This is a genomic window from Gilliamella sp. LMG 34359, assembly GCF_984569085.1.
In genome coordinates, this window is sequence record NZ_OZ474906.1 from 2,892,661 (window position 1) to 2,919,021 (window position 26,361).

The following is a 26,361-nucleotide window of genomic DNA, read 5'->3' on the forward strand; positions in this document are numbered from 1 at the left end:
AAAGTAGAAAATTCTCTATGATAAAAGTAAAGGGGATTTAATTATGAAAAAAATGACTGAACATCAAATAGTAGCTATTTTAAAAGAAGCTGAAGCGGGTATTCCTGTCAAAGAGCTCTGTCGTAAATATGGCATGGGTAATTCAACTTTCTATAAATGGCGGGAAAAATATGGCGGAATGGAAACTTCGGATATCAAACGCTTAAAGGAGCTTGAGGCTGAAAACCGTAAGCTTAAGCAGATGTTTGCCGAACTGAGCTTAAAATCCCAGCTTCAGGAAGAAATTATAAAAAAGCTTTAGAGCCCACAAAAGCACGTAAAACGTGGGCACAGCAACTACAACAAAATCATTCTATTACTATTGCTATGAGTTGTGCCATTGTTGGCTTAAGCCGTTGTGCTTACTATTATCAACCTAAGTTACTGGATGATTCGGTGATTGTTTCGGTGTTGAATGCTATCACAGACCGGCATTTACGCTGGGGCTTTCCTAAATGCTTTAATCGTATCAGAAAGCTCGGCTATAAATGGAATCATAAACGAGTATATCGGGTGTATTGTGAATTAAAGCTTAATCTCAGGGTAAAGCGTAAAAAACGCATTCCCCCACGAACCCCAGAAAGGCTATCAGCACCCAATAAACAAGGTGAATGTTGGTCAATGGATTTTATGAGTGACAGTAGTTGTAATCAACGTCACTTTAGGACATTCAATGTCATCGATGACTTTAATCGTGAGGCGCTAGGCATTGATATTGCTGTAAGCTTACCAGCAGGGAGAGTTACCCGTTACTTAGATAAATTGGCTGAATATCATGGGTATCCATTAAAAATACGAGTCGATAATGGGCCAGAATTTACAGGAAAAACCTTTATAAACTGGGCTAAATCCCATGATATAGCCATTGATTATATCCAGCCCGGTAGTCCTTATCAAAATGGCTATATTGAACGATTTAATCGTACCTATCGTACTGAAGTACTCGATTTATATCTTTTTAACAACTTAGCACAAGCAAGGAGAATAACCGAAGAATGGTTAACGATTTATAATACCGAAAGACCGCATGAGGCATTAAATAACATGACACCGATTGAGTATAAAACACTAAAACAAGCAGCATGATTTTCTACTTGAATCTTGTACTAGGTTTGGGGTATTTACAGCAACCCCAACATATTTACAAAATATGGGGATGCCAGTCATGTTAGAAGATTTAAAAAAACATAATTGTATTGAATTTGAATTACCGAGTACAGGACGTAAAATCTCATGGCACTTCTGTGAGGAAGGAAAGCCAGTAGAGTTAGAAATAAAAGGCAACTATACAATACTGGATGATTTTTTGGCAACTAATGAATTAGTCAAAAATCATGCCGGCCTTATGCAAGTTTATCGTTTTTCGGTAGAAAAAGAATTAAAAAGTGGTGAACTTGTTGAGGTATTGACGGAATTTAATGGCGCAACACGGCCATTCTTTTTATTATATCCGCATGCCCAATACCTACCGCTAAATGTAAGGTTATTTGTTGATAGTTTAATAGAATATATGAGCATAACAAAATAGATAGACACAATGAAACAATAAAAATTGAAAAATGCAATAACAAATACATTGCAATTCTACTAAGATTTCAAAAGTTTTTAATACATAAACTATAACTCGAATTTGAATTATTTATTATTTCAGTTAAATTTAGAGTGAGAAACAAATCTCAAAGGAAAGGTCTAATCTATTGAAAAAACATATCATAACTGTGCATTAATGTTTTCTGTACTTAATTATGACTTTACTATGAACGTTATGAAATAGTTGTTAGTCGTTGTCATTAAACACAGATTGCTTTTTTGGCTTTAACTGCTTAGAATAGATCAAGTCTTTTTTTAGACTTTATTTAGTCTTAACAATATGAGGTATACATGCGCTATTCTCAGCAGATAAAACCAATCAGTTACTTAAAAGCTAATGCCGCCGAGGTAATGAACAATTTAACTAGATCAAGAGAGCCATTAATTATCACTCAAAACGGCGAAGCCAAAGCAGTCATTCAAGATATTGCCTCCTATGAAAAAACGCAAGAAACACTAGCATTACTTAAAATTCTGGCATTAGGTCAAAAACAGGTAGAGGCAGGACAAATTACCGATGTAAATGAGGTGATTAACCGTCTAAAAAATAAAAGGAAAAAGCTTAATGCTTACACATAAAGTCGTCTTAACGCAGGATGCAGAGGCAGACTTAGAAGCCATTTATGACTATATAGCAGAGTATGACTGCCCTGAAAATGCCGATTACGTATTGGATGAACTGCTAAAAACAGCTAATAATTTAAACCATTTTCCTGAAAAAGGCAGTATCCCTAAAGAATTACTAGATTTAGGCAATCACGATTATCGTCAAACCTTGTTTAAATCCTACCGGCTTATCTACAAAATCATCGACCAACAGGTCGTTATCTTTTTAATTACCGATGGCCGACGTGATATGCAAGCATTATTAACGCGGCGTTTATTAAGGTAGCGCATATTACAAGCTAGCGGCTATAAGGCTAATAAGGCTAATAATTAGCCATTATTGCTATACTATCAATGGCTTTTGAATTTATGGAATTATGTTATATTGATAACATTAACAAACTCATTCTTACACAGTGTACCTCATAATGGATATAAAACTCGCTAAAAACGATAAACGTTATATAGAAGGCACGGATGATGTCTATAATATCATGAAGAATGTGCTATTACGTGACAACAAAATAGACCAAGAAAAAGAACATTTCTGGATTGTTGGTATGAATCTAGCGGGTTACATTCTATATATTGAACTCATTGCCTTAGGGTCTTATAAATCGGTAGATGTTGAGCCAATGAATGTATTTCGTGTAGCAGTCATGAAAAATGCTTCACGAGTGATCGCTGTACATAATCATCCTTCAGGAAGATTGTCACCCTCCGTAACTGATAAAGATATCACTGATCGATTAATCCAAGTGGGACAAATCTTAAATATAGAATTTGTAGACCATTTGATAATCTCCTCTGAGTCTTATACTAGTTTTAGGTCGATTGGTTTAATGGATGAGTTGGAAAAAAGCCTTAAATATGTGCCAACTTATCAGGTGGTTGAGCAGATTAGGAAAGAAGAGAAACAGATTGCTAAGGAAAAATTAGATTTAGAGAAAAATAAGACTAAAGCTGAAAAAGAAAGACGAGAAAAATTGGAATTAGTAACGGTTAAAGCATTGTTAGATAAAAATGTTTCTATAGAGGATATTGCTAAAATTATGGAAATTACACCAAAAGCTGTTAATAAGGTTATTAATAAAATAAACAGTAATTAATAGAAAAAATATGGTAGATTCTAATAATTTATTTTTCCCATTAGAAACAATTGCAAGCCAACATAAAATTAATTTTTTCTATTTTTTATGATAACTATTTAATATAAAAGCTAAATTGCCGGTATCTATGAATATATATATTGGAGAGTCTATAAAATATCGATCTGAGTATGATTGTTTCCTAGCTATCTATGAGATTTTAAATGAATCACATAACTGGTTTTATATTTTTGCTAATTTTCACGCATCCGATCGACAAATTGATTTAGCTGTATTTACTGAAAATACAACACTGATTATAGAAGTTAAAAATTATGTTTCATCAGTGTATGGTCAAATTAATGGACAATGGTCAGTACATGGGGCATATGGTGAAAAAGCAATAAGAAATGGATATAATCAGGCATTAGATGCTAAGAATGCTTTACGCGACAACATTCAAAAAATATCTCAGGTAGAAGGCTATCCAAATGCTGTTGTCACAATTGTGCCTCATATACCTAATGGCTCATCCCTCACAAAAGGAGACTTTAAAGTCGCAGTGGGTGGAATTGACGTTCTCAAAAAACAATTAACCCAACCATCAGGAGCAGTTTTAACTCCTTTATTATGTGAAGCATTAGCCAATAGTTTAAATCTTTATCCTGTATCAAGTATTGATTCAGTATTTGCAGAAGATACTTTACATGCAGAAAAATCTTATTATACATATATTAAAGCTTTTCAAGATTTTTATACCCCATACATAAGGAAATTTATTCACGGTCACTACACTTATGAATCCAATAATATTGATTTTTTCCATATTAACTCAATGATTTCTAGAGGAGAAACTAGTTTAGTTATTATGGGACCTTCTGGTTGTGGAAAGACATTTCTATCTCTATATTGTGCAACCTTATGCTGCGATTCTGACTGTATTCCAATTTTTGTTAGAGCGAAAGAATTTAATAATCAATTTCAAAAACTTCTTAATAAAGAAACGTTTTTATTAAATAATTGTACTGTAATCGACCTTATTAACACAGGAAAAATACTTGGAAAGCGTCTCATTTTGTTTATGGATGGATACAATGAGTGTCCAGATTATTTAAAATTGGGATTAACACGGAGTCTTAAAGCATTTTCATTACGTTATGATGTAATGATTGTTATTAGTTCTCAGATAGAACTTACTCGATCTGATCTGTTACAAACAAAAACATTATTTGTAGAACGACCTTCTAATGAGTTTAAAATTGCGGTTTCAGGAATAAAAGAAACTAAGGATTATGATACTAAAAATCTCCATGGTCTTTTACAGATAGTGGATACGTGCCTTGAAGCTTCTCTTATTGGTAAGATTAGTAAATTCTTACCTGTAGGAGCTAGTAGATTCGTTCTTTTTAATACATATGTAAGAAATTTATTAAAAAGTAACGCCGTTGATGGAATTCGTGCTCTTAGTTATTTTGCAGATACATTAATACGGAAAGCCTGCTTTAGCATGTCTATTCGTGAGTTTGATCGTGTTTGTGACTCTAATAACTTAGACGCAAAGACTCGTCAACAAATATTATTATCTGGTTTATTGCAAGCAAGGAGTGATAGAGTTAGTTTTTCCCATGAATTATTTTTTGCTGCTTTTGCTGCAGAGGCTATGATTAGGATTGCTAATGATGATTATTCTACTTTCATTACAGCATTATCTTCGCCACGACTCTCTTTCTCAAAAGTTCTAATATTGGGAGCTATTGAGAATGACCGCCTATTACGTAAAATTATTAATGATTGCAAAGATCAAGATTTAGTTGCTGCATGTGCTAATGGAGAATGTGGTGTAGTTGCTCAATCTATCATTAATTGTAAAATTGATGAAATGTTGAAAAGTATGGTACTAGAAGCACAGCAAATTAAATTCAAAATTAGTGAAAAAAGCTGGAATGAAATAATTATTGATAAATTTTCTTTGAATAGTGATCTGGAAAATTTTAGCTATTATCTTATTCCCATCAGTAAAGGACTTATGAATGGACTATATTTTGATTATGTTATGGCTGCTTGTTTAAATACTGATAAAGCAATGAAAGTCTCTGCAATGGAGTTGAAATCTGAGGCAAATAAAAAAAATATTTCTCTAAAACACAATCTTTTCTCTACTTTATATGTAATGCACAAGGATACAGCGGTATCAAAAATAGTAAGTTTTATTGGTAGTTATAATTATTTTTCAAAAAATGAAAAATGCTTAGAATTTTATTCAAGACTCAAAAAAGCATGGTTAGACGCAAAAACCTCTGGAGAAATTTATTTTCTTATAGAAATTACTCGTATGGCTTCAGCTGAAGAGGTTGCAAATCCCTTTATAGTTGAATTAGTGAAAAATATTTCTTCATTTCCTTATCATTTACAATTCACTTTAATCCGTTTTTGTCAATATTTTTCAGAGTCAGCCCTCCCCTATCGTATCCAAATTATTAACGCATTGACAGCTGTCGTAAACAAATTAGGGGTTATAATAGATAGCCTAATACTTGATACTTTGAAAGTATTCGGAGCTTTAAAGAAAGATGAAGATGATTATGAATTAATCATAAATAATGAAATTGAAAATACTCTAACATTAGATGATAGCGAATCTAATCAACTCGCATGGCAATTATTTGCTCGACAATTTGATCATCCATTTGACTATTTATACTCGGAAAAGATACAAAACCTAGATGAATCCCAAAAAAAACTTCTTCTCAATAAAGCATGTCTAGGGGCTAGGTCTTCTGATAATTTTTTCTTAGGAATACTACTTAGACAGTTATCTGAATTCAATGATCTAAAAATAGCTCCTACAATTGCAAAATGGACAGTATTACCTGACAAAAAAAGTATTACCCCCCAAGAATCTATAAAAACTTTTATTATCGCTCACGAGGCTATTGGATATCTCAAATATCCTTTGCCTCAGAATAGAGGTAAACCAAAAACTGCTGAAGATTTCACTTTACTTGCATGTGGTGAACTTTACTATTGGTATAATAGAAAAGATATTGAAAAACCACAGTTCTCTCATCATACTTTAAATGCTCGTACAACAATTTTAGAATACTCTAAAACTGCAAGTGCTTCAGCTCTTATGATAACCACTCTGGATGGACAATTAACAAAATCTCTTGTGAATAAATATCCAGATATGGTTCTTTCAGTTTGTAGAGAAGTACTTAGAAGCCAAAATGAACAATTATATTATTTTCCATATATGTTTAAAATAAATCCAAACGATATTATTGAGTTTGTTATACATGTTTTAGGAAAGCTCGGTAATATCAATGATTTGTTATCATTAAGAGAGCTATGTGATCATGAATCATATGGTTATGCCGCCCTCAATGCTATTAGATGTATAGAGGAAAGAATTGATTTCTAAATAGATTATTTTAGTAGTATTTCTACCTATCAGTTTTGCTATATTTTAGCAATTATTACAACATAATAATATTATTAGCACTAGCTACAATTAAGGATAGAGTAATGAAAAATAGGACTTCACTATTGAGGTTAAAAAGTAAATCGGCAAAAGACTTTTTTTTAAAACAAGAAAGTTATTGTAGTATTGATTTACCACCTTACTTTTCATTTAAAGATTTGTTAGAAAAATTATCAGCAGAAATTGAAAATAAATCTTTGACTAGTATAGCTAATACAAAAAGAATGAAAGAGTTAGATGATATAAACTATACGCTGTATACAAATAAAGATGGAAAACTCTCATGGAGACCTTTACAAATTATTCATCCCTTGGTATATGTTTCTTTGGTACATAAGATAACTGAACAAAAAAATTGGAAAAAAATAAAAAATCGGTTTAAGGATTTTCAAAAAAACCCTAAAATTCGTTGTTTGAGTATACCTGTTGAATCTCTGAATAAACAATCAAATAAAGCCCAACAAATCTTACAATGGTGGGAAGAGGTTGAACAAGAATCAATTACTTTATCTCTTGAATATAATTTCGTTTTTGATACAGATATTGCAGATTGTTATGGTTCAATTTACACACACTCAATCGCTTGGGCTCTTGAAACTAAAGATATTGCAAAACAACATATTAATGATAAAAGTTTACTTGGTAATATTATTGATAAAAGTATCCAGTCTGCTCAATACCAACAAACAAATGGTATCCCACAGGGATCTGTACTAATGGATTTTATAGCAGAAATGGTCTTAGGATATATTGATGAATTATTGACCCAACAACTTAAAAATAATAACATTGAAAATTATCAAATACTGAGATATCGAGATGATTATCGAATTTTTGTTAATAATATTAATGATGGTGAAATTATCTTAAAACTTTTATCAGAAATATTAGTGCCTTTTGGATTAAAGCTTAATTCAAGTAAAACAAAAAGTAACAGTGATGTTATTACAGCCTCTATTAAAAAAGATAAATTAGCCTGGCTTCAACTACCTGATCCAGAATCAAACACTTCTAATTTACAAAAATATATTTTAGTTATTCGACAGCATTCATTAAACTATCCGAATTCAGGTAGTTTAATCGCAGCTCTTAGCAATTTCCAAAAACGCCTAAAACTAGAAAGTAAAAAAAATATTAAGCAATATTCAAATCAAATCATTAGTATTGTTACAGATATTGCCTATCATAATCCTAAATGTATTTCTATTTGTTGTGCCATCATTAGCCAATTCTTACTTGAATTAAATAGAAATGTATATAATGAATTAGCTACAAAAGTTTATAATAAACTAAAAACAGCGCCTAACTCTGGATTTGCTCAAATATGGTTACAGCGTATGCTAAAAAATGCTATTCCTACAATAAACTTTTCTGAAAAATTATGTCTATTAGTTGCTGGAGATAACCAAATAAAAATATGGAATCACTCATGGATAACAAGTGAGAAAATCTTAAAAATTTTGGAAAATAATTCATTTTTTAATAATAATATTTTTGATAATTTAGATGAAATAATTAGTAGAGATGAGTTCGATATATTTATATATCCAAATTCCTAATTTCATTTTTATGCTTGGTACAAAAAATTAATACTAATTTCTTTTTAAACTATAAACCCTTTGAACATATTGCCCATACCATCCCATGCCCAAATCCATAGAACTGAGGACTAGGGCTTCTTTTTCGATAAAACCTTGTTAGATACAGTGGAATGTCTACCCTTTTTCATACAACAAAATTAAGGGGTAACTGTTTATTAAATGCCATCGGCGTCAAATAACCTAATGATGAATGCAGCCGATTGTTGTTGTACCAATATGCATAAGCAGAAAAACGTTGTCGTAGTTCATTGGTATTGGTGAATATCTCATTTTTGACAAATTCCGTTTTAATTGTCTTAAATGTCGCTTCAGCAACGGCATTATCGTAAGGACATCCTTTATGGCTCAATGAGCGAGTGATACCAAATACCTCAAAACAACTATCGAGTAATTGATTATCAAACTCTTTTCCTCGGTCTGAATGAAATAGTGCGATTGAGGATAATGGTGCTTTAATTTGGCTTAATGCTTGCATAACAAGCTCTGCTGTTTTGTGTTGTCCAACACTGAATCCGGCTATCTTTCGTGCTGAGAGTTCGAGTAATACACACAGATAATTCCATTTTTGCCCCACTTTTATATAAGTTAAATCAGCGACAATAACATTTGCTTTTGCACCAACAGTAAAATTTCGCTGTAATACATTGGCAATCGCAACAGAATTAACTTCTTTAGAATGGTTTTTATAACGTTTTACGGTATATTTTGATTTCAATGATAATGCTTTCATGACTCTAGCCACATAACGACGCGATACGATTATACCTTGATTTGACAACACTTTTCGTATCCGTCGCGTACCATAAGATTGATAACTACGATTAAAAATAGATTGAATCTCTTGTGCATACTTTAGAACTTTTTTCTCAAGCCGCGTTTTGCACTGATAATAAAAGTAATGCCTTGATACACCTAAACATCGACACAACCAACTCAATGAATGGCGATGTCGATTTGATTGTATCACTGCGATTTTCGTGCCATTATCAGTGCGGCTTGCTTTAGGATATCGTTTTCCATCAATAACCTTTTATTCTCTTTGCGCAAGGCTAGCAACTCATTATCCTCAGGACTTCGATTATCTTTAGTTTTAAATGAACCCGTTGTGGAGTATTGTGTTATCCATCTATCTAATGCTGATGGCGTTAACTCATACTGTAAAACTAATTCACTGCGGGTTTTACCTTGTTGATAGAGCGTTACCATCTGCTGTTTAAAATCATCTGTATAGGTTCGTCTTTCTCGTCGTTTTATTTTCATCGTATTTTCCTTTTTTAGAGTAGTTTATCTTATCCCTTAAAAAAGTTGTACGAATTAGTGTAGCCTATCCAACGTTAGATATGAACTTAGACAATGAACTAAGACAAAATTTTCTGCTTATGCATATTGGTACAACAACAATCGACTGCATTTATCATTAGGTTATTTGATGCCGATGGCATTTTATAAACAGTTACCCTTTAACTTTGTCGTATGAAAAAGTATAGACATTCCACTCATAAAGTTCATAAGGATGAGAACAACTTTGGGGAAGTATCTCAAGTTTTTTAATAGTCTCTCTAAGCTGATTAAATACATATCTAGCATTTTCAATACAATCATATTTTTTAATATATTGGTAAATCTGGTTGATATCTTTACTGGCAATATCAACGATTTCAACTCTATATTTAACCGTCATGATTAACTTTCGTTATCTTTACTTAGAATCTCATCAAATACCTCATCGACTGAACGACTTTGGCCTTTTTGTCGTTGTTGACTTGAGATAACAAGTCGCTTTAACATAGCAATCGTATTCATTTGCCTATCATACTCACTCACTTCCACTAAAACAGCTGTAGCTTCACCGTTTTGGGTAATAACTAACAGCTGTCTATCTTCAGCTAATTTGCTCATGACTTCACCCGTATTGTTTTTTAAGTAGGTAATAGATTTTACTTGTCCGCTTAAATTCATAATAGGCTCCTTAATAACACTTTTTAATCATTTAATTAAATACCTAATTAGGTTTTTAAAAAGAATTAAATATTTTTTCTAAACATCTAGTTACATTTTCTTGATGCGTTGATTGATAATCTAGCTCATTCCACAGCGAATAAAATTGTGGTCAATCTTGCTAAATCTCTTCAAAGGAGGTTCAACAAAACCAACCTCTGGATTGTCCATTTGCTTATATTTAGGATTACTTTCCTGCAGCTGAATATTTTTAGATTCGTGTTGTACTTTTCAACAATATTTGACATCATCAAGAATTGAGTAGTTTTTTTCTCAGGCTTTAATTATTCGACCATTAAATTTGTTAGTTCCATAGAGATAAAGGCTCATTATTTCAATGAAATAATTTTACACTGAAGTTTTAAGCCAGTGTACTGCCTAGCTTCCGAGGTACTAGATCAAGTACACAGTACTCATAACTAAATGATATCTTACGTTGCAAACGATGGATATAAATAAGTTTTTAACCTAAAACATGAATTTCATAAGGGCTTATGGGATAAGCTTTATATAATATATAAAATCAAAATATTACAGGTCTTTATCTGAAGTACTAACCAGTTTCTGATGTACTAAATTCGGTACCACTTATGCTTGGTTGGAGTGGGTATGAAAAGAGGGGGTAAGCTATATTTATTATTAATATCAATAATTTAAATGCAAAAGAGAAATATTTATACGACTTGAACTGATATTACTACTAATTGATTTGATTAATTTTTTTGAATTGGAGCGGGAAACGAGGTTCGAACTCGCGACCTCAACCTTGGCAAGGTTGCGCTCTACCAACTGAGCTATTCCCGCATATAGGATACTTCGAAAGAAGTGGTGAGCATTATACAAAAATATTCGTGTATAGCAACCTTTTTTGTCTTTTATTTTTTATTTTTCCAGCTAAGTGTTTCAAAAACACCAAAAATAAAAAGTTTAAGTGCTTTAAATTTATCCTGCTCTTTTTCTTGGTTAGTCATTGTTGATTGTAGCATCCAAGCTTGTAGCCCATGAGTAAGGACAAAAGCAGCTAAGCCAACGTAAGCAACAATATTCGCTGGTTTTGGGAAAGGATGAACAAGATTAAATAATAAAAATAACCAGATAAATGAATAGACTAGTTTACCTAAAAGTATGAACATTATCTCTCTTCTCGTATAAATAGGTAGCTATGAACTTGCCCTGCGATTTTTTCACGATGTAAAAACCAATTGGTTGGAATATAACCGGTTAAATCATGCTCTAGCTCAGACTCAATATAAATATAAGCTAACGGACTTAACCAATGGTTATTTTCAAGGAGTTGCACTGTTTTTTCAATCAATGAATGATGAAAAGGGGGATCGATAAACGCAATATCGAATTGCTTTTGGGCAGGTTTATCAAGCCATTGAAAAGTATCTGTTGAATAAATTTCGACATTATCGCATGCAATTAATTGCTTATTTTTCTTTAGCTGGTTAGCAACTTGTTTGTCTTTCTCTAATAGTGTGACATTTTGAGCACCGCGGGATGCAGCTTCAAAACCTAATGATCCACTACCAGAAAAACAATCTAGACAAACACTACTTTGTATAACTGGCATTAACCAGTTATATAAAGTCTCTTTAACTCGATCGGTTGTCGGGCGCAAACCTTGTTTATCGAGTACCGATAATTTTCGTCCACGCCACTTACCACCGATAATTCTTATTGAACCATTCATATAACTATAAAATTTTACTTAGAATATTTCTTGGGAAACACCTTCTGAATTGGTCACTCTGGTACCAACTTCTTGTGAACTATAGCTAGTTGGTTCCGTTCCTTTAATAAAGTATTCAGACATGGATTTAGATCCATAGCCAGCTAACTTTCCTGTTCGTTGGTCAATTTTCAGCGAAATAACATTATCAGGTTTTACATCTTCTTTTTCTGGAACATTTTCAAGGGCAACTTTCATATAGTCAACCCAGAGAGGATTCGCGGTAACGGCCCCTGCTTCGGCACGGTTAGTTCGTCCTAAAGCACGACGGTGGTCATCAAAGCCCATCCAAACTGAGGTGACAATGTTACCACCAAATCCGGAAAACCAAACATCTTTCGATAAGTTAGTCGTACCAGTTTTACCACCAACGTCTCTACGACCTAGTGCTTTTACTCGCCAAGCGGTACCTTGCCAATCGGAACCACCAAATACGATACTTCGAAGGCCATCTTTCATGATAAAAGCAATACCACTATCAACTGTATGTGGTGCATATTTAGGTGAAACATCTGTCGTTTTATTGTCAGCACTAATATCAGGTAAAATTAAATTATCTTCTGATTTAAGATTTGCCACTTCTGGCTCTTCATTACCTGCGTCGTTTATCTCGTTTTCAACGTTATCTAACGACAATGAAACCGAATCAAATTTCACCACTTCACCTTTGCAGTTTTTGCAAGCAATCAGTGGTTGATGTTGATAAATTACGCCACTATCATTGTCATATTCGATTTTTTCGATTAGATAAGGGGTAATCAAATAACCACCATTAACAATAACCGAATACGCACGAGCAACTTGCAATGGTGTAAATGACGCCGCTCCTAAAGCAAGTGATTCATTATGCGAAATATTCTCTTTAGGGAATCCAAAACGCTCTAAATACTCAGCCACATAATCAATACCAATTGCACGTAGTGCCCTTACCATCATAACATTTTTAGACATACCTAAACCAACTCGCATACGTAAAGGACCAGCATAAGTTGGCGGAGAATTTTTAGGACGCCAAATTACACTCCCTGTTTTGCGTACAATAGGTGCATCGTTTAGCAGGGTTGCCATGGTTAGTCCTTTTTCTAACGTGGCAGTATAAACAAATGGTTTTATATTTGAACCTAATTGACGTAATGCTTGAGTTGCACGATTAAATTTGCTTAAGTTAAAGTCATACCCGCCAACAATAGCCTTAATAGCCCCATTATTTGAGTCTAAAGAAACCAGTGCCCCATTTACTGCAGGTATTTGTGCTAGCGTCCAATTATCGCCCGATTTTTTAACCCAAATTAGTTGGCCTGGATTTAAGGTATCATTTACTTTTTTCGGGAAAGCACCTTGTCTATCATCATTAATAAATTTTCTTGCCCATTTCATATCTTGAAAGGTAATCTTAATATTTGTATTATCAGATAACACAGCTTTAGCTACCTTGTCAGAAGATTCTAAAACCACGGCAGGACACATACCGCTATAACAAATATATTTATGTAAAGCTTCTTGAATTTGTTTGGCGTTTAATGGTTTTTCATTGTTTTTCCATAACACTTTTTCCGGTCCACGATAACCATGCCGAATATCATAATCAATAATATGTTTTTGCACTGCTTCTGTTGCCGCTAACTGATCGGTTTTAGAAATAGTGGTATAAACTTTATAACCATCGGTATAGGCATTTTCGCCAAATTTGTCGTACATAAACTGTCTGGCCATTTCAGCAACGTATGGTGCTGAAAATTCGATTTTTTGCGTATGATAACTGGCATTTAATGGTTTTTTTATTGCTTCGTTAAATTGGGCTTGCGTTATATAGGATTGATCTAACATTCGCCCTAACACCCAATTGCGTCTTATTAGCGCTTTTTCTGGATGAGATATTGGATTATAGGCTGATGGTGCATTTGGTAAACCTGCCAGTAATGCGGCTTCATCAATGGTTAACTGATCTGGCGTTTTGCCAAAGAAAGTATATGATGCAGCAGCCACCCCATAAGCACGCGATCCAAAGTTGATCATATTGAGATATAATGCCATTATCTCATCTTTAGATAACTCTCGCTCCATACGAATGGCAATAATCATCTCTTTTACTTTACGGGTTATGCTTTTTTCTGGTGTTAAGAAAAAGTTTTTAGCCACTTGCTGTGTGATGGTACTACCACCTTGTGAAAAGCTTTTTTCCTTAACCCCTATATACATGGCTCGCATAATACCAATAGGATCAATCCCAAAATGTTCATAAAAACGCGCATCTTCGGTCGCGATAACCGCATTGACAACAATTTGGGGAATTTCATCATATTTTAATGGAATTCGGTGACGCTCGCCAAAAATCGCAATTAATTCACCGTCCTTACTATAAACCTGCATTGGCGTTTGCAAACGAACATCTTTCAATGTTGCCACGTCTGGCAAATCTTGAGCAAAATGGTCGTAAGTAGCCATACAAAGCAATAAGCCATAAAGCGCTAGACCGGTGAAGAGTTTAACACCATATTTTAATAGTTTTAATATTATCACAAATCATTCCTATCCAATTGATTGAAAATCAAAAAAGATAATAAATTTATTTTTTACTTATTGATTTCAATCTATTTTTAGCAGACGAGTATACTACTTACTTGAAGAGACTCAAAATAAAAAACGCTTTTTTATCTATGTCTAGTTAATTGCTTAATTGACTATTTAAATTAATTAAACTAATCAATGCATTATATTTATACGGAAATTGATTATTCATGTTATTTACACGATGAAATTTGATAATTAATAAGTTTAATTGTTGTTAAACACTTAATTAAAAAAAGTTATAAATAAAATGCCATATAACTAAGATATGGGTAAACAATTAATAGATTTTAAGATCCCTATTAGTAAATTATTAAATAATATTGCGTATTATCTCACAATTTTTTCATATTTTTAAATAAAAATGATAGAGCAATTAGAGAATTGTGATTTATTCTCTATTTAAAGATATTGATATGTGGAGTACAAATCTTACCCCTTCATTACTACACTTTCTTAGTGCTAGCTGCTTCTACCTAATTTTACTTATAAGCTGTTTAATTCAATTAGCGCATACCTCGTTAAATTGCTATACCTTTATCTTAAATTTGATCTTAATTATTGAATGGTGGCGAAGTATTTGTTATTTCAAAACCATTAAGGGCGAATTGGCGCTATTTGAGAGCATACATCAAATTTATTGGCACAAACAACGTTGGTACCTAATGCGAAAACCATTATTGTTACGTTATATGATGATTATCAATTTAAAATCACGACATAATGGTAAAAAACAAGTGCTGTTTTTGATGATAGATAACCTTGCGCCTAATGATTGGCGCACACTTCGTTATCATTTTAAAAACATTGATTTATCGAAATAGTTCATTAATAGTTCATTAAAGATGACTTAACATATAGTATTAATGCACATATGGTATTAATACAAACATAACATTAATGCAAACATAGTCACAATAAAGACATAATATTAATAAAAACTATTTTTAATAAAAAATAGTTTTAATAAAAACATATTATTTATAACAATATAATATTAATGCGATTTTCTAATCCAGTACTCAAATGGAACGGATTCAATCTGTGAGTTAACTAACTCGTGATCCATGTGACGACAAAAGCTAGGAATATCGCGGGTTGTGGCCAAATCATCAGCAACCACGTGCAATATTTGGCCAACGGATAATTCCCTAATCGCTTTTCGCACAAGCATAATCGGCTCAGGACAACGCAAGCCAAGCGTATTTAATTCTTTATCACCAATCATAATTATCGTTAATAAAAATAATTAAAGTAACAAATTAGCTAAATAGTGAGGAACCGCATCATCAGCATTAGAGCCAATAACTTCCAGTTCAGGTAGCAATGCTTTAAGCTCAGGACTCGCATCTTTCATAATACAACCCTTGCCGGCCATCTTTAGCATCTCATAATCATTCATACCATCACCAAAGGCGATACTGTCTTTAAGCTGATAACCTAAACTTTCAACGACTAACTTTAATGCACTACCCTTGGTCACGTTTTCGGCCATAACTTCGAGGCAATTTGCGGTTGAAAACGCGATGCTCACTCTATTACCGAACTGCTTTTCAATTTGATGTTTCAATTCTACTAAATGATGGTTATGGGCAACATCAGAAGTTGTAAAATAAATTTTCGCAATATCATCCGTTTCAAAATCAGTCGGCTCGAAAAATTGATATTTAAATTGTGTATCAACAAAAAAGCTAAGTGAATAGGCATCTGGCTTATTAATTAACCAATCATCCCCACGAAATACATGTGTATAAATATATGGATTATCTCTGCAAATTTGCGCCAACTCACTAGCCGTATTAGGCTCGAAGCTACGGCTAAAGACTAAATTACCTCTACTATCGTGAACTCTTGCACCATTTGAGGTGATCATAAAAGCATCGATTTCCAAATTGTCACGCATTTGAGCGACGTCAATATGATGTCGACCAGTGGCAAAAGCAAAGTGAATTCCCATTTCACGTAATGCTTGAAGAATTTTTTTAGTAAATGGTGATAAGCTATGTTCGGTGTTTAATAAAGTACCATCCAGATCAGAAGCGACAAAATGAAACATGATATTCTCAACTTTTATAATAATTGGTGATTCGAGTGACTACACTTTGCCATGAGTTAATCAACTCAATACAAAGTCATAAAATATGGTAGCGTATGATACAACTCCCTCGCTATTTACTCAACTAATTGCGGAGTAATAAAAATCACTAATTCGCGTTTTTGATGTTTTTTTGCGTTATGTTTAAAAGCATTACCTATAATCGGCAGCGACGAAAAACCGGGTACTTTGTTCTTTTCATTGTTATTAACTTGCTGAAAAATGCCACCCAATACTACAGTTTCTCCACTTTTAACTTTTACTTGCGTTTTAATTTCTTGCGTTTCAATAGCTAAAGCTTCGCCACCATCACGGCGTTTTATTGAACGACCAGTGGTGTTTTGAGTGATATAGAGATCCAATATCATTTGATTTTCGGCAACGATTTTCGGCGTAACTTCCAACCCCAGCACTGCTTGTTTGAATTCAATGGATGTCGAACCATTACCGCCATTCGATACCTCGTAAGGAATTTCTGTTCCTTGCTTTATCGACGCCATATTTTGATTGGCAGTTAATAAATTGGGGCTAGCAATAATTTCGAGCTGATTTTCCGATTCTAGTGCCGAAAGTTCCAAATTTAACAAACTGCCGGGACGTTTAGCTAAATTAAAACCGACCGAAGACGACGGCTGAGCAACACCAAGATCAATATCCAACTGATTAAAAAATTGTGAAGATTTACCGGAATATCCCCATTTGATTCCTAATTCCTGCATACTCTCATCACTCATCGTTACAATATGCGCCGAAATATGGACTTGTGGAATGGGTTTATCTAAAGTTTTAACTAACTTTTTAATATCAGCAAATTGCTTGGTTAAATCGGTAATCAGTATTGAATTGGTTCGCTTATCAACCATCACCTTTCCTCGATCAGATAACAATCCTTGTTGTTGAATAGTTTCGATTAAATTATTAGGATCGGCATGATTGATCGGAATTGTTAACAAGTTTAACGGTTGATTCAACTCCTGTCCCTGCTGTTCTAATAACTCTTTTTGCGCCAACTGTTCCGGGGCAACATATTTAGAAACAAATAAGATATTGTCTTCAGTTTCGGCTTGTAAATTTGCAGAGTTTAATACAATGTTTAATGCTTTTTGCCAATCGACATTCTGGAGCTTAATGGTTTGCCTAGTCGATATATCATCCTTCATTACCAAATTCATCTGCTTATTATCAGCTAGCGCCTGCAAAATAATCGCGACATCGGTTTGATAAAAATTCATTGAAATAAGATTATCTGCTTCATTCGTTGCTGAAGCAATAGGATCAGCTAAGCAAGGCATGGCGAGGAAGATAAGAATACGCAAAATCATCAACCTTAGTTGTCTCACTTTTTTTACTAATTGGTTGACTAATTGACTAGATAGTTGGTTGGCCTGATTCATTAATTACCACCTTAAATATATTTAAATTTCATTTAGTTAATGGCATGGTCCATAACACCTTATGATTGCAATACTCTGGTAGATTTGCTTGCCATAAAATCTTATCGCTTAATACAGCTTGAATTGTCCACGGAAACAAAATATGTGGCAGGTTATTATTGGTAATCGCTAACCAATCCCTATCGGTCGAAAGCCATATTTGCTGATAACCACTATTAACGCCCTGAATGGTGCCTTTAAATTGCCATACTTGGATCTGCTTAGTTAGAAGATCGATCTGTTCTTGACAATTAAGCTCTATCGTCGGCAAAAAAGGATCGCGCCTAATAATCTGATCAGCATGAATTTTGCAATAACAGATCATTAATAATGTAAGTGCAATTAAGTGGCGATTCACTGCATATCCTCTTCTTTAAACAGTAAACTAAATCTAATTTGCAAATAAGTATCCTGTTTAGCAATAGACAGATTTTGAAAGTTCAAATAATAAAAATTGTGGTTAAAATCGGCTATAAATTGCATAAAATTGACAAACTGACCATTCAGTTCCACTTCCCAATAAGTTGCCAAATCACTTTTTTGATGTTTGAACGAGGTCAACCTTAACTGATTGCGATCAATAGCTTTAGCGAGCTCATGCTCAGTTATCAACGTTAAGGAACTGTTTTGAGCCATCTGATAACGTTCAATTTTTGCTTGAAGAATTTTGATTTCAGCGTTTTTTTCTTCATACAAGAGCATCTGCTGATCGGCTTGTTGCTTTAAATCTCGAATAACAAATTGATAACCAATAAAAAACAGCGTTGACGTTAACAACACGCAAATTAAGTATTGTTGCCAAATAGGTATATTAAAGAAAGTGCTATTCATTCAACTCAATATCCATCTGAAACAATAAACTTTCATGACTGTTTTCAATATTTTTTACTTGGCTTTTCTTTACTGCATGATTTGCGGAAAGTAGCTGGTTAAAGTTGATAATATCGACATAATTGATACTACCTCCAGTAATCTTTATTTTTGGTGGTTCATATGAGTACAAATTTAACCAAATCGTTGCCGGCAGTTTGTCTGAGAACAACTGTAGCGATTGTTCGATCTGTTTCTGGCTTGGAGAAGGATTAGGAATATAACCGGCTAATTTTAACGTCAACTCTTGTTGCAATGCTTGTTGCTCTGATAATTGTTGAGAATAGTGATCAAAGTCTGATTGAGCGTTTATCAATAGATAAATAAAATAACATGTCATCACACCAATCAAACTAACAACAAAAATAAGCATTTGGAATTGGTGCTGCTTCGCCTTTTGCGCACGCCAAGGTAAAAAGTTAAATGAATTATTTTCAAAGTGACTGCCCACAAATAATAGAGTCAATCCATATTTTCGCGACAAATCTAACCAATAATTGACAATATCTCGCTCACAAACCGCGATCATCAGAGCCTTAGGCGAACTGAGTAATAAAACAAAATCGAAAAAAAGGAGATTATCAGACTGTTGAAAGAGTTTATAAAGAGAGGCTTGAACATATGTGACTAATTCGGTTGCCGTCAATTCGATATCCGGGTAAGCAATTTTCTGATACCTTACTAAATTATCACTTAACTTTAGTTCAATTGCGGTTAATCTAGGCACTTGTTGTTTTAGATTTTCTATAAATCGATCGATATCAGCTAAATCTTGATAAGCAATATCAATAAAATTTTTATTGTGACTTTCTTCTTTGCGCGTTTTTGCTTCTATTATTTGATAGCGCAATTGGTTTGGCTCAAGAAAAATCACTACCCGACTGTTATTAAAAACCATCATTTTTAGCTTAAATTGATTGATTGGTAATATCGCCCAATCTTAGGCATAAAGATTGCGATATAAACCAACAAATGCCATTTTTGTGAGGTATTATCCAAAAAACGACTAAAATTAAACCGAACAGAGCTAAATTTTGGGAAAATTAAAAAAAAAGGTTGACTCAAATAAGACACGCCTTATAATGCACATCCACACGGTAAGGGTGATTAGCTCAGTTGGGAGAGCACCTCCCTTACAAGGAGGGGGTCACTGGTTCGAACCCGGTATCACCCACCAATTCTTACCGTGAAGTTTTTCGAAAGAAACACTTGGGGTGATTAGCTCAGTTGGGAGAGCACCTCCCTTACAAGGAGGGGGTCACTGGTTCGAACCCGGTATCACCCACCACTTACTACTTATTTTATGGGTTGTTAGCTCAGTCGGTAGAGCAGCGGACTTTTAATCCGTTTGTCGAGCGTTCGAATCGCTCACGACCCACCATTTTCTCTCTCTTTCAAAAATCTAAAACTGAAATGTCTTCTGTTCTTATACAATAAGATCAAGGGATAAGCTTTGATTAAAGTAATCAGTGTCAAATAATCTAATAGTAAAAGTAAGCTTTTGTTGTTATATTCAAGTATATAGGTAGTAACTCTGCCATAAATAACAACCACGTCTGCCTCTGTATTTGGCGTTAAAGCAACTTTATACATAAGCCTCAAAATACACAAGCCTCAAACTTTTTTCTTTTAACCTCTTTAATGGTTAACTGTCACATTTACATTGGTAACTTGACCTGCAGCAACCTCTTTATAAACTAATACCAACATTTTGAATAATAATACTATTTTTTGCGTTTCTTCATATTCACTAAATCAATAGATAAAGCAGGCAAAAAACAAAATTTAAACTTGCAGAACACCAATTTATTGATTCTCGACCTATAAATAATTTAATCAATATTAAGTGAAGGACACCTATTTGTGTGTTAAGCCAAAAGTTTAGTAACCGTTATTTGAAAAATATTACTAGAAAAAAGCATAAATCGATTGCAAATTTCCTTAGCATTGTATTGCTTAAACAATAATAAATTTATAATTAGCCAAAACCAACATCATCTAAGGTTGAGATCAATGAACAACCACAAGCTGTTTTATGTCCATCTAAAGCAATTTTTTTACCTTCATCCAGCAAATTAGCTTCCCCTTCAACTATCGGGTTCACACCATGCCCAGAAATAGGACATGACACTAAGTCACCAACACGCGCAACGGGTTTAGTTTTAATAAAAGTATGCGACGATGCGGTGATAACTTTACCACCGTGACTTGTTGGATCACCAAGTCGAATTATGCCCCTCATGGTTATTATCTCCTAAAAAATTTAAACTTATGTCATTAGTGTTAATACTGCATATCGTTAACTTTTTTTATCTTAATAACAAGTGTTTTTTTAATATTATTAAATCATGATATCTGCCAAATAAATCTATTTTTACTTTTTCTCTATTGATCTTTTTATTAATAAACATTATCCCTTGAGGATATTTACTTATTCGGTGTTCTTAGATCATTTTATTAGTGTTAAACAAGAAACTGATATTATATAAATTCAGAACAATATCATGAAAAATATAATCTTTTTTTATTAAGCTAGAAAGAAATTAGCTTAAAAAAATTTTTTTGTAATATTAGTAAATATTATAGTTTTTTTTATCGTAAACCATGTATAATATGCCTAGTTGTACATATTTAATATTAGCAGGAAGTAAAGTTTACAATCATGATAATCGTTTTATAGGAGAACAACTATGCCTACTCCATGTTATATTTCCATTGAAGGAAAAACACAAGGAAACATCACTGCAGGTGCATTTACTGCTGAATCAGTCGGTAACATCTATGTTAATGGTCACGAAGATGAAATGTTGGTTCAAGAGTTTTTACATAATATAACCGTACCAACTGATCCTCAATCTGGTCAACCTTCAGGTCAGCGCGCACATAAGCCTTTTCAATTCGTTGTCGCTTTAAATAAAGCCGTTCCCTTACTATATAATGCATTAGCCTCAGGTGAAATGTTAACTAAAGTGGAATTAAAATGGTATAGAACCTCTATTGAAGGTAAACAAGAGCACTTTTTTACAACAACCCTTGAGGATGCAACTATTGTAGATATGGATCTGCATATGCCTCATTGCCAATCAGCAAATGATAAAGAATATACACAGCTTTTAAAAGTATCTTTAGCTTATCGAAAAATTGATTGGGAACACACTGTAGCGGGAACTTCAGGTACTGATGACTGGAGAGCTCCAATCGAGTCTTAATTAGTTTGAATTCAATGATTGAAAGGCAGATGCCTTTTAATCATTGATATTATGTTGGCATTTCAATTTACATTCATTTAGCAATCTCGTTTATCCAGTTAATATTTTTACCATCTTCGCTAGCTATTGTCAGTTTGAATTATTTTGTCAGTTACATTCTCAAAGCCTATCATCATATTAGCTAATCCATTCAATACCACAAATGGTGAGTGTTGAACATAATCTTTGCTATTGATGCTGATAATAATTCATATTTTGCCAGTAATTGAGTTACACTCTAACAATAATATCTTTGAAATTTTACAATAACTATTCGATTATTAGAAATAATATTAATGCATTTTTTCTCCATAGCGAATAAATTTGTAGTTATAAAATACTAAGATAAATTAATAGCAGATTTTTTTATTTCACACTTATCATAACGGCAAGAGTCTGTGGCTATTTTGATAATTTAAATATAATTTTTTAATGATAATAAGATCCTAAAAAGCAGATCCTTTAATAAAAAGGATCTGCATAATTTTAATAAAGTGTCTCGGAAAGTTTAAATTGACTAAATAATCCACCAGCAAATGGATTTTCTGCACTATCAACACTAATCCGATAAAGAATATATCCGCCATCAATATCATATCGTACATCAAATGATGACTCGGTAATATTGGTCAATTTACCCATACCAAATAATTTGAATTGCCCCCAAGAGCCAGAACGGGTTAAACTTCGCGAACTCTGATTACTATTAGAAATAAGCGTTAACTTACTTTCTATTTCTTCTCGCATGGTATTTGGCCATATTAATTGAGTTTTAATACTCTTGCCATGGCTATAATCGATTAATTGACCATCTAGATTCAAGAGACTTCGGCGTTTATTACCTGACATAGACACAGGTTCAATAGTATATTGAACAATCAAAGCATTTTGCGCATCAAAAAAAGTTCGACGAATTTTATCGGCTGCCTTCAACTGTGCTAACACATCAGGTCTGATCAGCAATTTATCATTTGAATCTTTAAACAGGTTATTATCAATAAATACTTTCAAATTTTCTTGATAAAAACTATCAATAACGCCATTGTTTTTAAAAAATCTCTGAAACTCACTAAGTGAAACATCTCGATTAGATGATGGATTAAATGGATAACGATCAGCTATATTCAAATTAAAATCTTTGACAACTTTTTCATTCCATTCCACTTCTAAAGAACGAATCGCTTCTCTAATAATCACATCCCAAATTTGGTCCGCCAACTCATTCAACCAACGTCCTAACGGTTCAGGTACTGTTTTAGCCAATTGTTGAATTTCAATAATTGGATCACTACTGTTTTGATTAACATGTAATTGTACAGCTTTTAAAGCAGATTTACCTGGGGATGGTGAATTTTGTATCATAAGTAAGTAACGATGAAGATCACTTAATTTCTGCGATGCATTTTGGATAGCACTTAATTGCTCATTATTATCTTGTAAAACAGAAACCTCTTTTGCAAACTCTCGATGAATATGGTTAATCAGCGTTCTTTCTTCAACAGTAAATGTTATTTTTGGTTCATCTTTACTAGTCGTATCGGATAAAGTCACTACCTGAGAATTATCTTTAATTAGTAAAATCGCTTTTTTTAAAGGTTGCTCACTATTATTGATAGTTTCTAAAGTTACAATCGCACTAGCAATACTGTCAAAATCTTTTATCATCAAATTATCAATAGCTTTATGCCATGTATTAATATAATCACTCATATAAAGGTCAATAATATGGCGCTTGATATTTGCCCTATCTGTATCGGTATATTTTACATTCTTGGTAATATCTAAAACCCAACTATCTAGTGCAGTTAAATCTATTAGTTGTTCATCTTGTTTTAAGAAGTAATTGACTAGTCCTTCATAAGTTAGAAATTGAGGGATAACCAATAATTTCTCATTATTGACTTTAAAAACTGAATCAAATGATGCCCCAATTTGGGTTTTAACATTCAGATCTATTGGTAATACATGTACAGATTTAATTAATGAGCTTTGATAGACTCGTTGGAAAATAGATAGCTTTCTTAATTCAACTTGGGCTAGTTGGATTGGCTGCTTAAACGGTAAAAATGCCTCAATAGCCATTTTATCACCATCATCACGTTCTTTTTTCCATTGATTGTGGTTCATTGCATATTCTAAATGCTGGGCAAGTTGGTATTGTTTATCTTGTTGACCAACAAATAGATCACTCCAACGGTGGCGCATATAATTCATTACCAGATCAGTATCTCTTCCTGACTCATCCTCAATCATACGCATCACACGTAATATTTCTAATTTTTGTTCACTTTCTTTTGCTGCATGCTCAAGCTCAACCGTTAATCCTCGCAAAATAGCTGGCAAGTATTTTTGTTGTAATAATGTTAAATAGGTTGATTCAATTGACGGTGCTATTTTATAGCCTTGATAAAAGCCGAAATTAGAGATAAAGCGGTTATATTCATGATAATTTCCATAAGCAAACATTGCTTCACGGAGTGGATTTAGAGTCGGTAATTCTGAGTCACCATAGATATCATCTTCATTGCTGGCTGAAGTTCCCATATACTGTTTGACTTGCTCTAAAACATATTCACCTGATTTATAATTTTTCTCATAGAAGTAGTGACAGACACTAATCAAACCAATTGAACATAATGCTCCAATACCTGCAAATATTTTAACTTTATGCCAATATTGCTGCTCTGCCTTTTGATTATAACCGGCAATATTTGGTTCTGATAATAATACCTCTTTAAATAGCTGAGTAGAAAAATAAGGGCTTGTCTGCGAAATCGGCCAGGTTGGATAAGGTTGAATGCTTAAATGATATTGTTGTGCGGTTGTCTTAACAAAAATATCGTCTATTTGCCCTTTTTGTGTAGATGATACTAAATATAGGCCTCGAAGAATAAATGTTTGCTTATCTTGATTGAGCAATAAATAGTTAACAATATACTTCATGTAATCTTCAATACCATTCATCTGCCGACTAAATGAAAAAAGTGCACTTCTTTGTATACTATCTACACCGTTAAGCATCATATCAGGTATAGCTCGATTCATCCCTTCAATCCAATTAGACCAAAAAACGTTGAATTCTTCAGCCCATTTGTCTTCATTGTCAAATGTCACACCTAAAATGCTATCACGCTGATGTTTATCAAGCTTCTGATACATTGCATCAAAACCATAAAATAGATCAAGCTTGGTGAAAACAATATAAACAGGTAATTTACATTGCAATGTTTTATAAATATCTAATATTCTTTGATGTAAACTAGACAAAATTTCATCTTGTCGCCTCTTGTTTGAAGAGACAAAATCATGCAAATCAAGGGTTAAAATAAGACCATTTAAAGGTTGTTTATTGCGCACTTGTAATAACCAATCTAAAAATGAAAACCATAATCTGTTATATAATTTAGGTTTTCCTTGATCATCTGTATGTGGTTGTTCGATTAATAAACCATCGACATCAAAAATGACCGCTTGTTCACCTAACAACGCATTGATAAGAGAAGATTTTTGTTCTTTTGACTCTTCGGAGTAAAGCGATGTAAAAGGATAACCTTCTGCCAAAAGTGTACTTTTACCACTTTTTTGTGCGCCTACAACAAGATACCAAGGCAGTTGATAAACAGTATCACGATCATTATTGAAATGTTCTTTTAGCTTTACAATCCAATGTTTTAAATATCGCTTCTGTATATCGATATCCTCTTTGATCGGATCCCTTGCTTTTGATTTTGTCTCTTTTTGCTTCTGCTCATATTTTTGAAGTTTTTTAAAAATAAAATAAAAACCCCATCCCAAATAAATAATAATGTAAAATGCCGTGATCAGTAGCCGAGTTCCAAAGGAAGAAAAAGGTTTATATTCGGCAAATGTCCATTCAGAACCCCATATCCATAACCAAACAAGTGATACAATAGTGAAAAGAAATATCAATAATGTTATTGACGGTTTTAATTTAGGCAACGAGGGTCTAATTAATTGTAATATAGCAGGTAACTTCATTGCATATCGT

At 33.2% G+C, this 26,361-nt stretch carries 23 protein-coding genes, 4 tRNA genes and 1 pseudogene; 12 read left to right on the forward strand and 16 right to left on the reverse strand.

What is annotated here, in order from left to right:
* Nucleotides 1-43: 43 nt before the first annotated feature.
* The 7 genes and pseudogenes from AC5LXV_RS13225 (at nt 44) to AC5LXV_RS13255 (ending at nt 8,363) form a co-directional block, all read left to right on the forward strand.
* Nucleotides 44-1,125, forward strand: a protein-coding gene (locus AC5LXV_RS13225; RefSeq protein ID WP_493466731.1) for an IS3 family transposase whose coding sequence is annotated in 2 segments (ribosomal slippage) — nt 44-287 and nt 287-1,125 — 1,083 coding nt in all. Because the reading frame shifts where the segments join, the coding sequence is not laid out codon by codon here.
* A gap of 46 nt (nt 1,126-1,171) precedes the next feature.
* Nucleotides 1,172-1,567: pseudogene (locus AC5LXV_RS13230) on the forward strand (LysR substrate-binding domain-containing protein); the annotation flags it as partial.
* A gap of 353 nt (nt 1,568-1,920) precedes the next feature.
* A complete protein-coding gene (locus AC5LXV_RS13235; protein WP_493466732.1) occupies nt 1,921-2,208 on the forward strand; it encodes a type II toxin-antitoxin system Phd/YefM family antitoxin in 288 nt (95 codons plus the stop codon).
* Nucleotides 2,195-2,521: a type II toxin-antitoxin system RelE/ParE family toxin gene (locus AC5LXV_RS13240; RefSeq protein ID WP_493466733.1), complete on the forward strand. Its 327-nt coding sequence runs from the start codon at nt 2,195-2,197 to the stop codon at nt 2,519-2,521. Before AC5LXV_RS13235 ends, AC5LXV_RS13240 begins: the two co-directional genes overlap by 14 nt.
* 142 nt (nt 2,522-2,663) lie before the next feature.
* Complete coding sequence (locus tag AC5LXV_RS13245; RefSeq protein WP_493466734.1) at nt 2,664-3,344, forward strand: JAB domain-containing protein; 681 nt, start codon at nt 2,664-2,666, stop codon at nt 3,342-3,344.
* Nucleotides 3,345-3,471: 127 nt separating this feature from the next.
* Nucleotides 3,472-6,744, forward strand: coding sequence for a nuclease-related domain-containing protein (locus tag AC5LXV_RS13250; protein WP_493466735.1), 3,273 nt, complete (start codon nt 3,472-3,474; stop codon nt 6,742-6,744).
* A 104-nt stretch (nt 6,745-6,848) separates the two neighbouring features.
* Nucleotides 6,849-8,363 (forward strand): RNA-directed DNA polymerase, encoded by a 1,515-nt coding sequence (locus AC5LXV_RS13255; RefSeq protein ID WP_493466736.1) that lies wholly within the window; start codon nt 6,849-6,851, stop codon nt 8,361-8,363.
* Nucleotides 8,364-8,529: 166 nt separating this feature from the next.
* Here AC5LXV_RS13255 and AC5LXV_RS13260 read toward each other — a convergent pair whose 3' ends face one another.
* The 8 genes from AC5LXV_RS13260 to AC5LXV_RS13295 all read right to left on the reverse strand — a co-directional run bounded on the left by AC5LXV_RS13260 (nt 8,530) and on the right by AC5LXV_RS13295 (nt 14,658).
* On the reverse strand, nt 8,530-9,372 hold the full coding sequence (locus AC5LXV_RS13260; protein WP_493466737.1) for an IS3 family transposase: 843 nt from the start codon (nt 9,370-9,372) through the stop codon (nt 8,530-8,532).
* Nucleotides 9,369-9,665, reverse strand: a complete 297-nt coding sequence (locus AC5LXV_RS13265; protein WP_493452894.1) for a transposase — start codon at nt 9,663-9,665, stop codon at nt 9,369-9,371. The genes AC5LXV_RS13260 and AC5LXV_RS13265 overlap by 4 nt, the downstream gene beginning before the upstream one ends.
* A gap of 193 nt (nt 9,666-9,858) precedes the next feature.
* Nucleotides 9,859-10,086, reverse strand: coding sequence for a hypothetical protein (locus AC5LXV_RS13270; RefSeq protein ID WP_493466738.1), 228 nt, complete (start codon nt 10,084-10,086; stop codon nt 9,859-9,861).
* A 2-nt stretch (nt 10,087-10,088) separates the two neighbouring features.
* Nucleotides 10,089-10,364: a type II toxin-antitoxin system Phd/YefM family antitoxin gene (locus AC5LXV_RS13275; protein ID WP_493466739.1), complete on the reverse strand. Its 276-nt coding sequence runs from the start codon at nt 10,362-10,364 to the stop codon at nt 10,089-10,091.
* Nucleotides 10,365-11,131: 767 nt separating this feature from the next.
* Nucleotides 11,132-11,207: transfer RNA gene (locus AC5LXV_RS13280), tRNA-Gly, on the reverse strand.
* A gap of 71 nt (nt 11,208-11,278) precedes the next feature.
* Nucleotides 11,279-11,536 (reverse strand): DUF1145 domain-containing protein, encoded by a 258-nt coding sequence (locus AC5LXV_RS13285; RefSeq protein ID WP_110432982.1) that lies wholly within the window; start codon nt 11,534-11,536, stop codon nt 11,279-11,281.
* Nucleotides 11,536-12,099: a 16S rRNA (guanine(966)-N(2))-methyltransferase RsmD gene (gene rsmD, locus AC5LXV_RS13290; protein ID WP_493466740.1), complete on the reverse strand. Its 564-nt coding sequence runs from the start codon at nt 12,097-12,099 to the stop codon at nt 11,536-11,538. Before rsmD ends, AC5LXV_RS13285 begins: the two co-directional genes overlap by 1 nt.
* 18 nt (nt 12,100-12,117) lie before the next feature.
* Nucleotides 12,118-14,658: a penicillin-binding protein 1A gene (locus AC5LXV_RS13295; protein WP_110432981.1), complete on the reverse strand. Its 2,541-nt coding sequence runs from the start codon at nt 14,656-14,658 to the stop codon at nt 12,118-12,120.
* 434 nt (nt 14,659-15,092) lie between these two features.
* Here AC5LXV_RS13295 and AC5LXV_RS13300 point away from each other — a divergent pair, with 434 nt between their 5' ends.
* The gene (locus AC5LXV_RS13300; RefSeq protein WP_493451209.1) at nt 15,093-15,530 is read left to right on the forward strand and encodes a protein YgfX; all 438 of its coding nucleotides are present in this window, start codon (nt 15,093-15,095) and stop codon (nt 15,528-15,530) included.
* Between the two features lie 173 nt (nt 15,531-15,703).
* Here AC5LXV_RS13300 and tusA read toward each other — a convergent pair whose 3' ends face one another.
* The 6 genes from tusA to AC5LXV_RS13330 form a co-directional block, all read right to left on the reverse strand.
* Nucleotides 15,704-15,934 (reverse strand): sulfurtransferase TusA, encoded by a 231-nt coding sequence (gene tusA / locus AC5LXV_RS13305; protein WP_110432979.1) that lies wholly within the window; start codon nt 15,932-15,934, stop codon nt 15,704-15,706.
* A 21-nt stretch (nt 15,935-15,955) separates the two neighbouring features.
* Entirely contained in the window at nt 15,956-16,762 is an 807-nt protein-coding gene (locus tag AC5LXV_RS13310) for a Cof-type HAD-IIB family hydrolase (protein WP_110432978.1), read from the reverse strand.
* Nucleotides 16,763-16,878: 116 nt separating this feature from the next.
* Nucleotides 16,879-18,195 carry a secretin GspD/PilQ domain-containing protein gene (locus tag AC5LXV_RS13315; RefSeq protein ID WP_493466741.1) on the reverse strand — a complete coding sequence of 439 codons (1,317 nt, stop codon included), beginning with the start codon at nt 18,193-18,195 and terminating at the stop codon, nt 16,879-16,881.
* Nucleotides 18,196-18,223: 28 nt separating this feature from the next.
* Nucleotides 18,224-18,592 carry a hypothetical protein gene (locus AC5LXV_RS13320; RefSeq protein ID WP_493466742.1) on the reverse strand — a complete coding sequence of 123 codons (369 nt, stop codon included), beginning with the start codon at nt 18,590-18,592 and terminating at the stop codon, nt 18,224-18,226.
* A complete protein-coding gene (locus AC5LXV_RS13325; protein WP_110432975.1) occupies nt 18,589-19,065 on the reverse strand; it encodes a lipocalin/fatty acid-binding family protein in 477 nt (158 codons plus the stop codon). The genes AC5LXV_RS13320 and AC5LXV_RS13325 overlap by 4 nt, the downstream gene beginning before the upstream one ends.
* Nucleotides 19,058-20,005 carry a PilN domain-containing protein gene (locus tag AC5LXV_RS13330; RefSeq protein WP_493466743.1) on the reverse strand — a complete coding sequence of 316 codons (948 nt, stop codon included), beginning with the start codon at nt 20,003-20,005 and terminating at the stop codon, nt 19,058-19,060. The genes AC5LXV_RS13325 and AC5LXV_RS13330 overlap by 8 nt, the downstream gene beginning before the upstream one ends.
* A gap of 200 nt (nt 20,006-20,205) precedes the next feature.
* Here AC5LXV_RS13330 and AC5LXV_RS13335 point away from each other — a divergent pair.
* From AC5LXV_RS13335 to AC5LXV_RS13345, 3 genes are all read left to right on the forward strand, one after another.
* Nucleotides 20,206-20,281, forward strand: a tRNA-Val gene (locus AC5LXV_RS13335).
* 35 nt (nt 20,282-20,316) lie between these two features.
* Nucleotides 20,317-20,392, forward strand: a tRNA-Val gene (locus tag AC5LXV_RS13340).
* A gap of 17 nt (nt 20,393-20,409) precedes the next feature.
* Nucleotides 20,410-20,485, forward strand: a tRNA-Lys gene (locus AC5LXV_RS13345).
* Nucleotides 20,486-21,082: 597 nt separating this feature from the next.
* Here the strand turns inward: AC5LXV_RS13345 and AC5LXV_RS13350 are convergent.
* Entirely contained in the window at nt 21,083-21,346 is a 264-nt protein-coding gene (locus AC5LXV_RS13350; RefSeq protein WP_493466744.1) for a PAAR domain-containing protein, read from the reverse strand.
* Nucleotides 21,347-21,794: 448 nt separating this feature from the next.
* On the opposite strand from AC5LXV_RS13350, the gene AC5LXV_RS13355 reads away from it, so the two are divergent.
* Entirely contained in the window at nt 21,795-22,313 is a 519-nt protein-coding gene (locus AC5LXV_RS13355; RefSeq protein ID WP_110432972.1) for an Hcp family type VI secretion system effector, read from the forward strand.
* A 525-nt stretch (nt 22,314-22,838) separates the two neighbouring features.
* On the opposite strand, the gene tssM is transcribed toward AC5LXV_RS13355, so the two are convergent.
* A complete protein-coding gene (tssM, locus tag AC5LXV_RS13360; RefSeq protein WP_493466745.1) occupies nt 22,839-26,351 on the reverse strand; it encodes a type VI secretion system membrane subunit TssM in 3,513 nt (1,170 codons plus the stop codon).
* Nucleotides 26,352-26,361 lie beyond the last annotated feature (10 nt).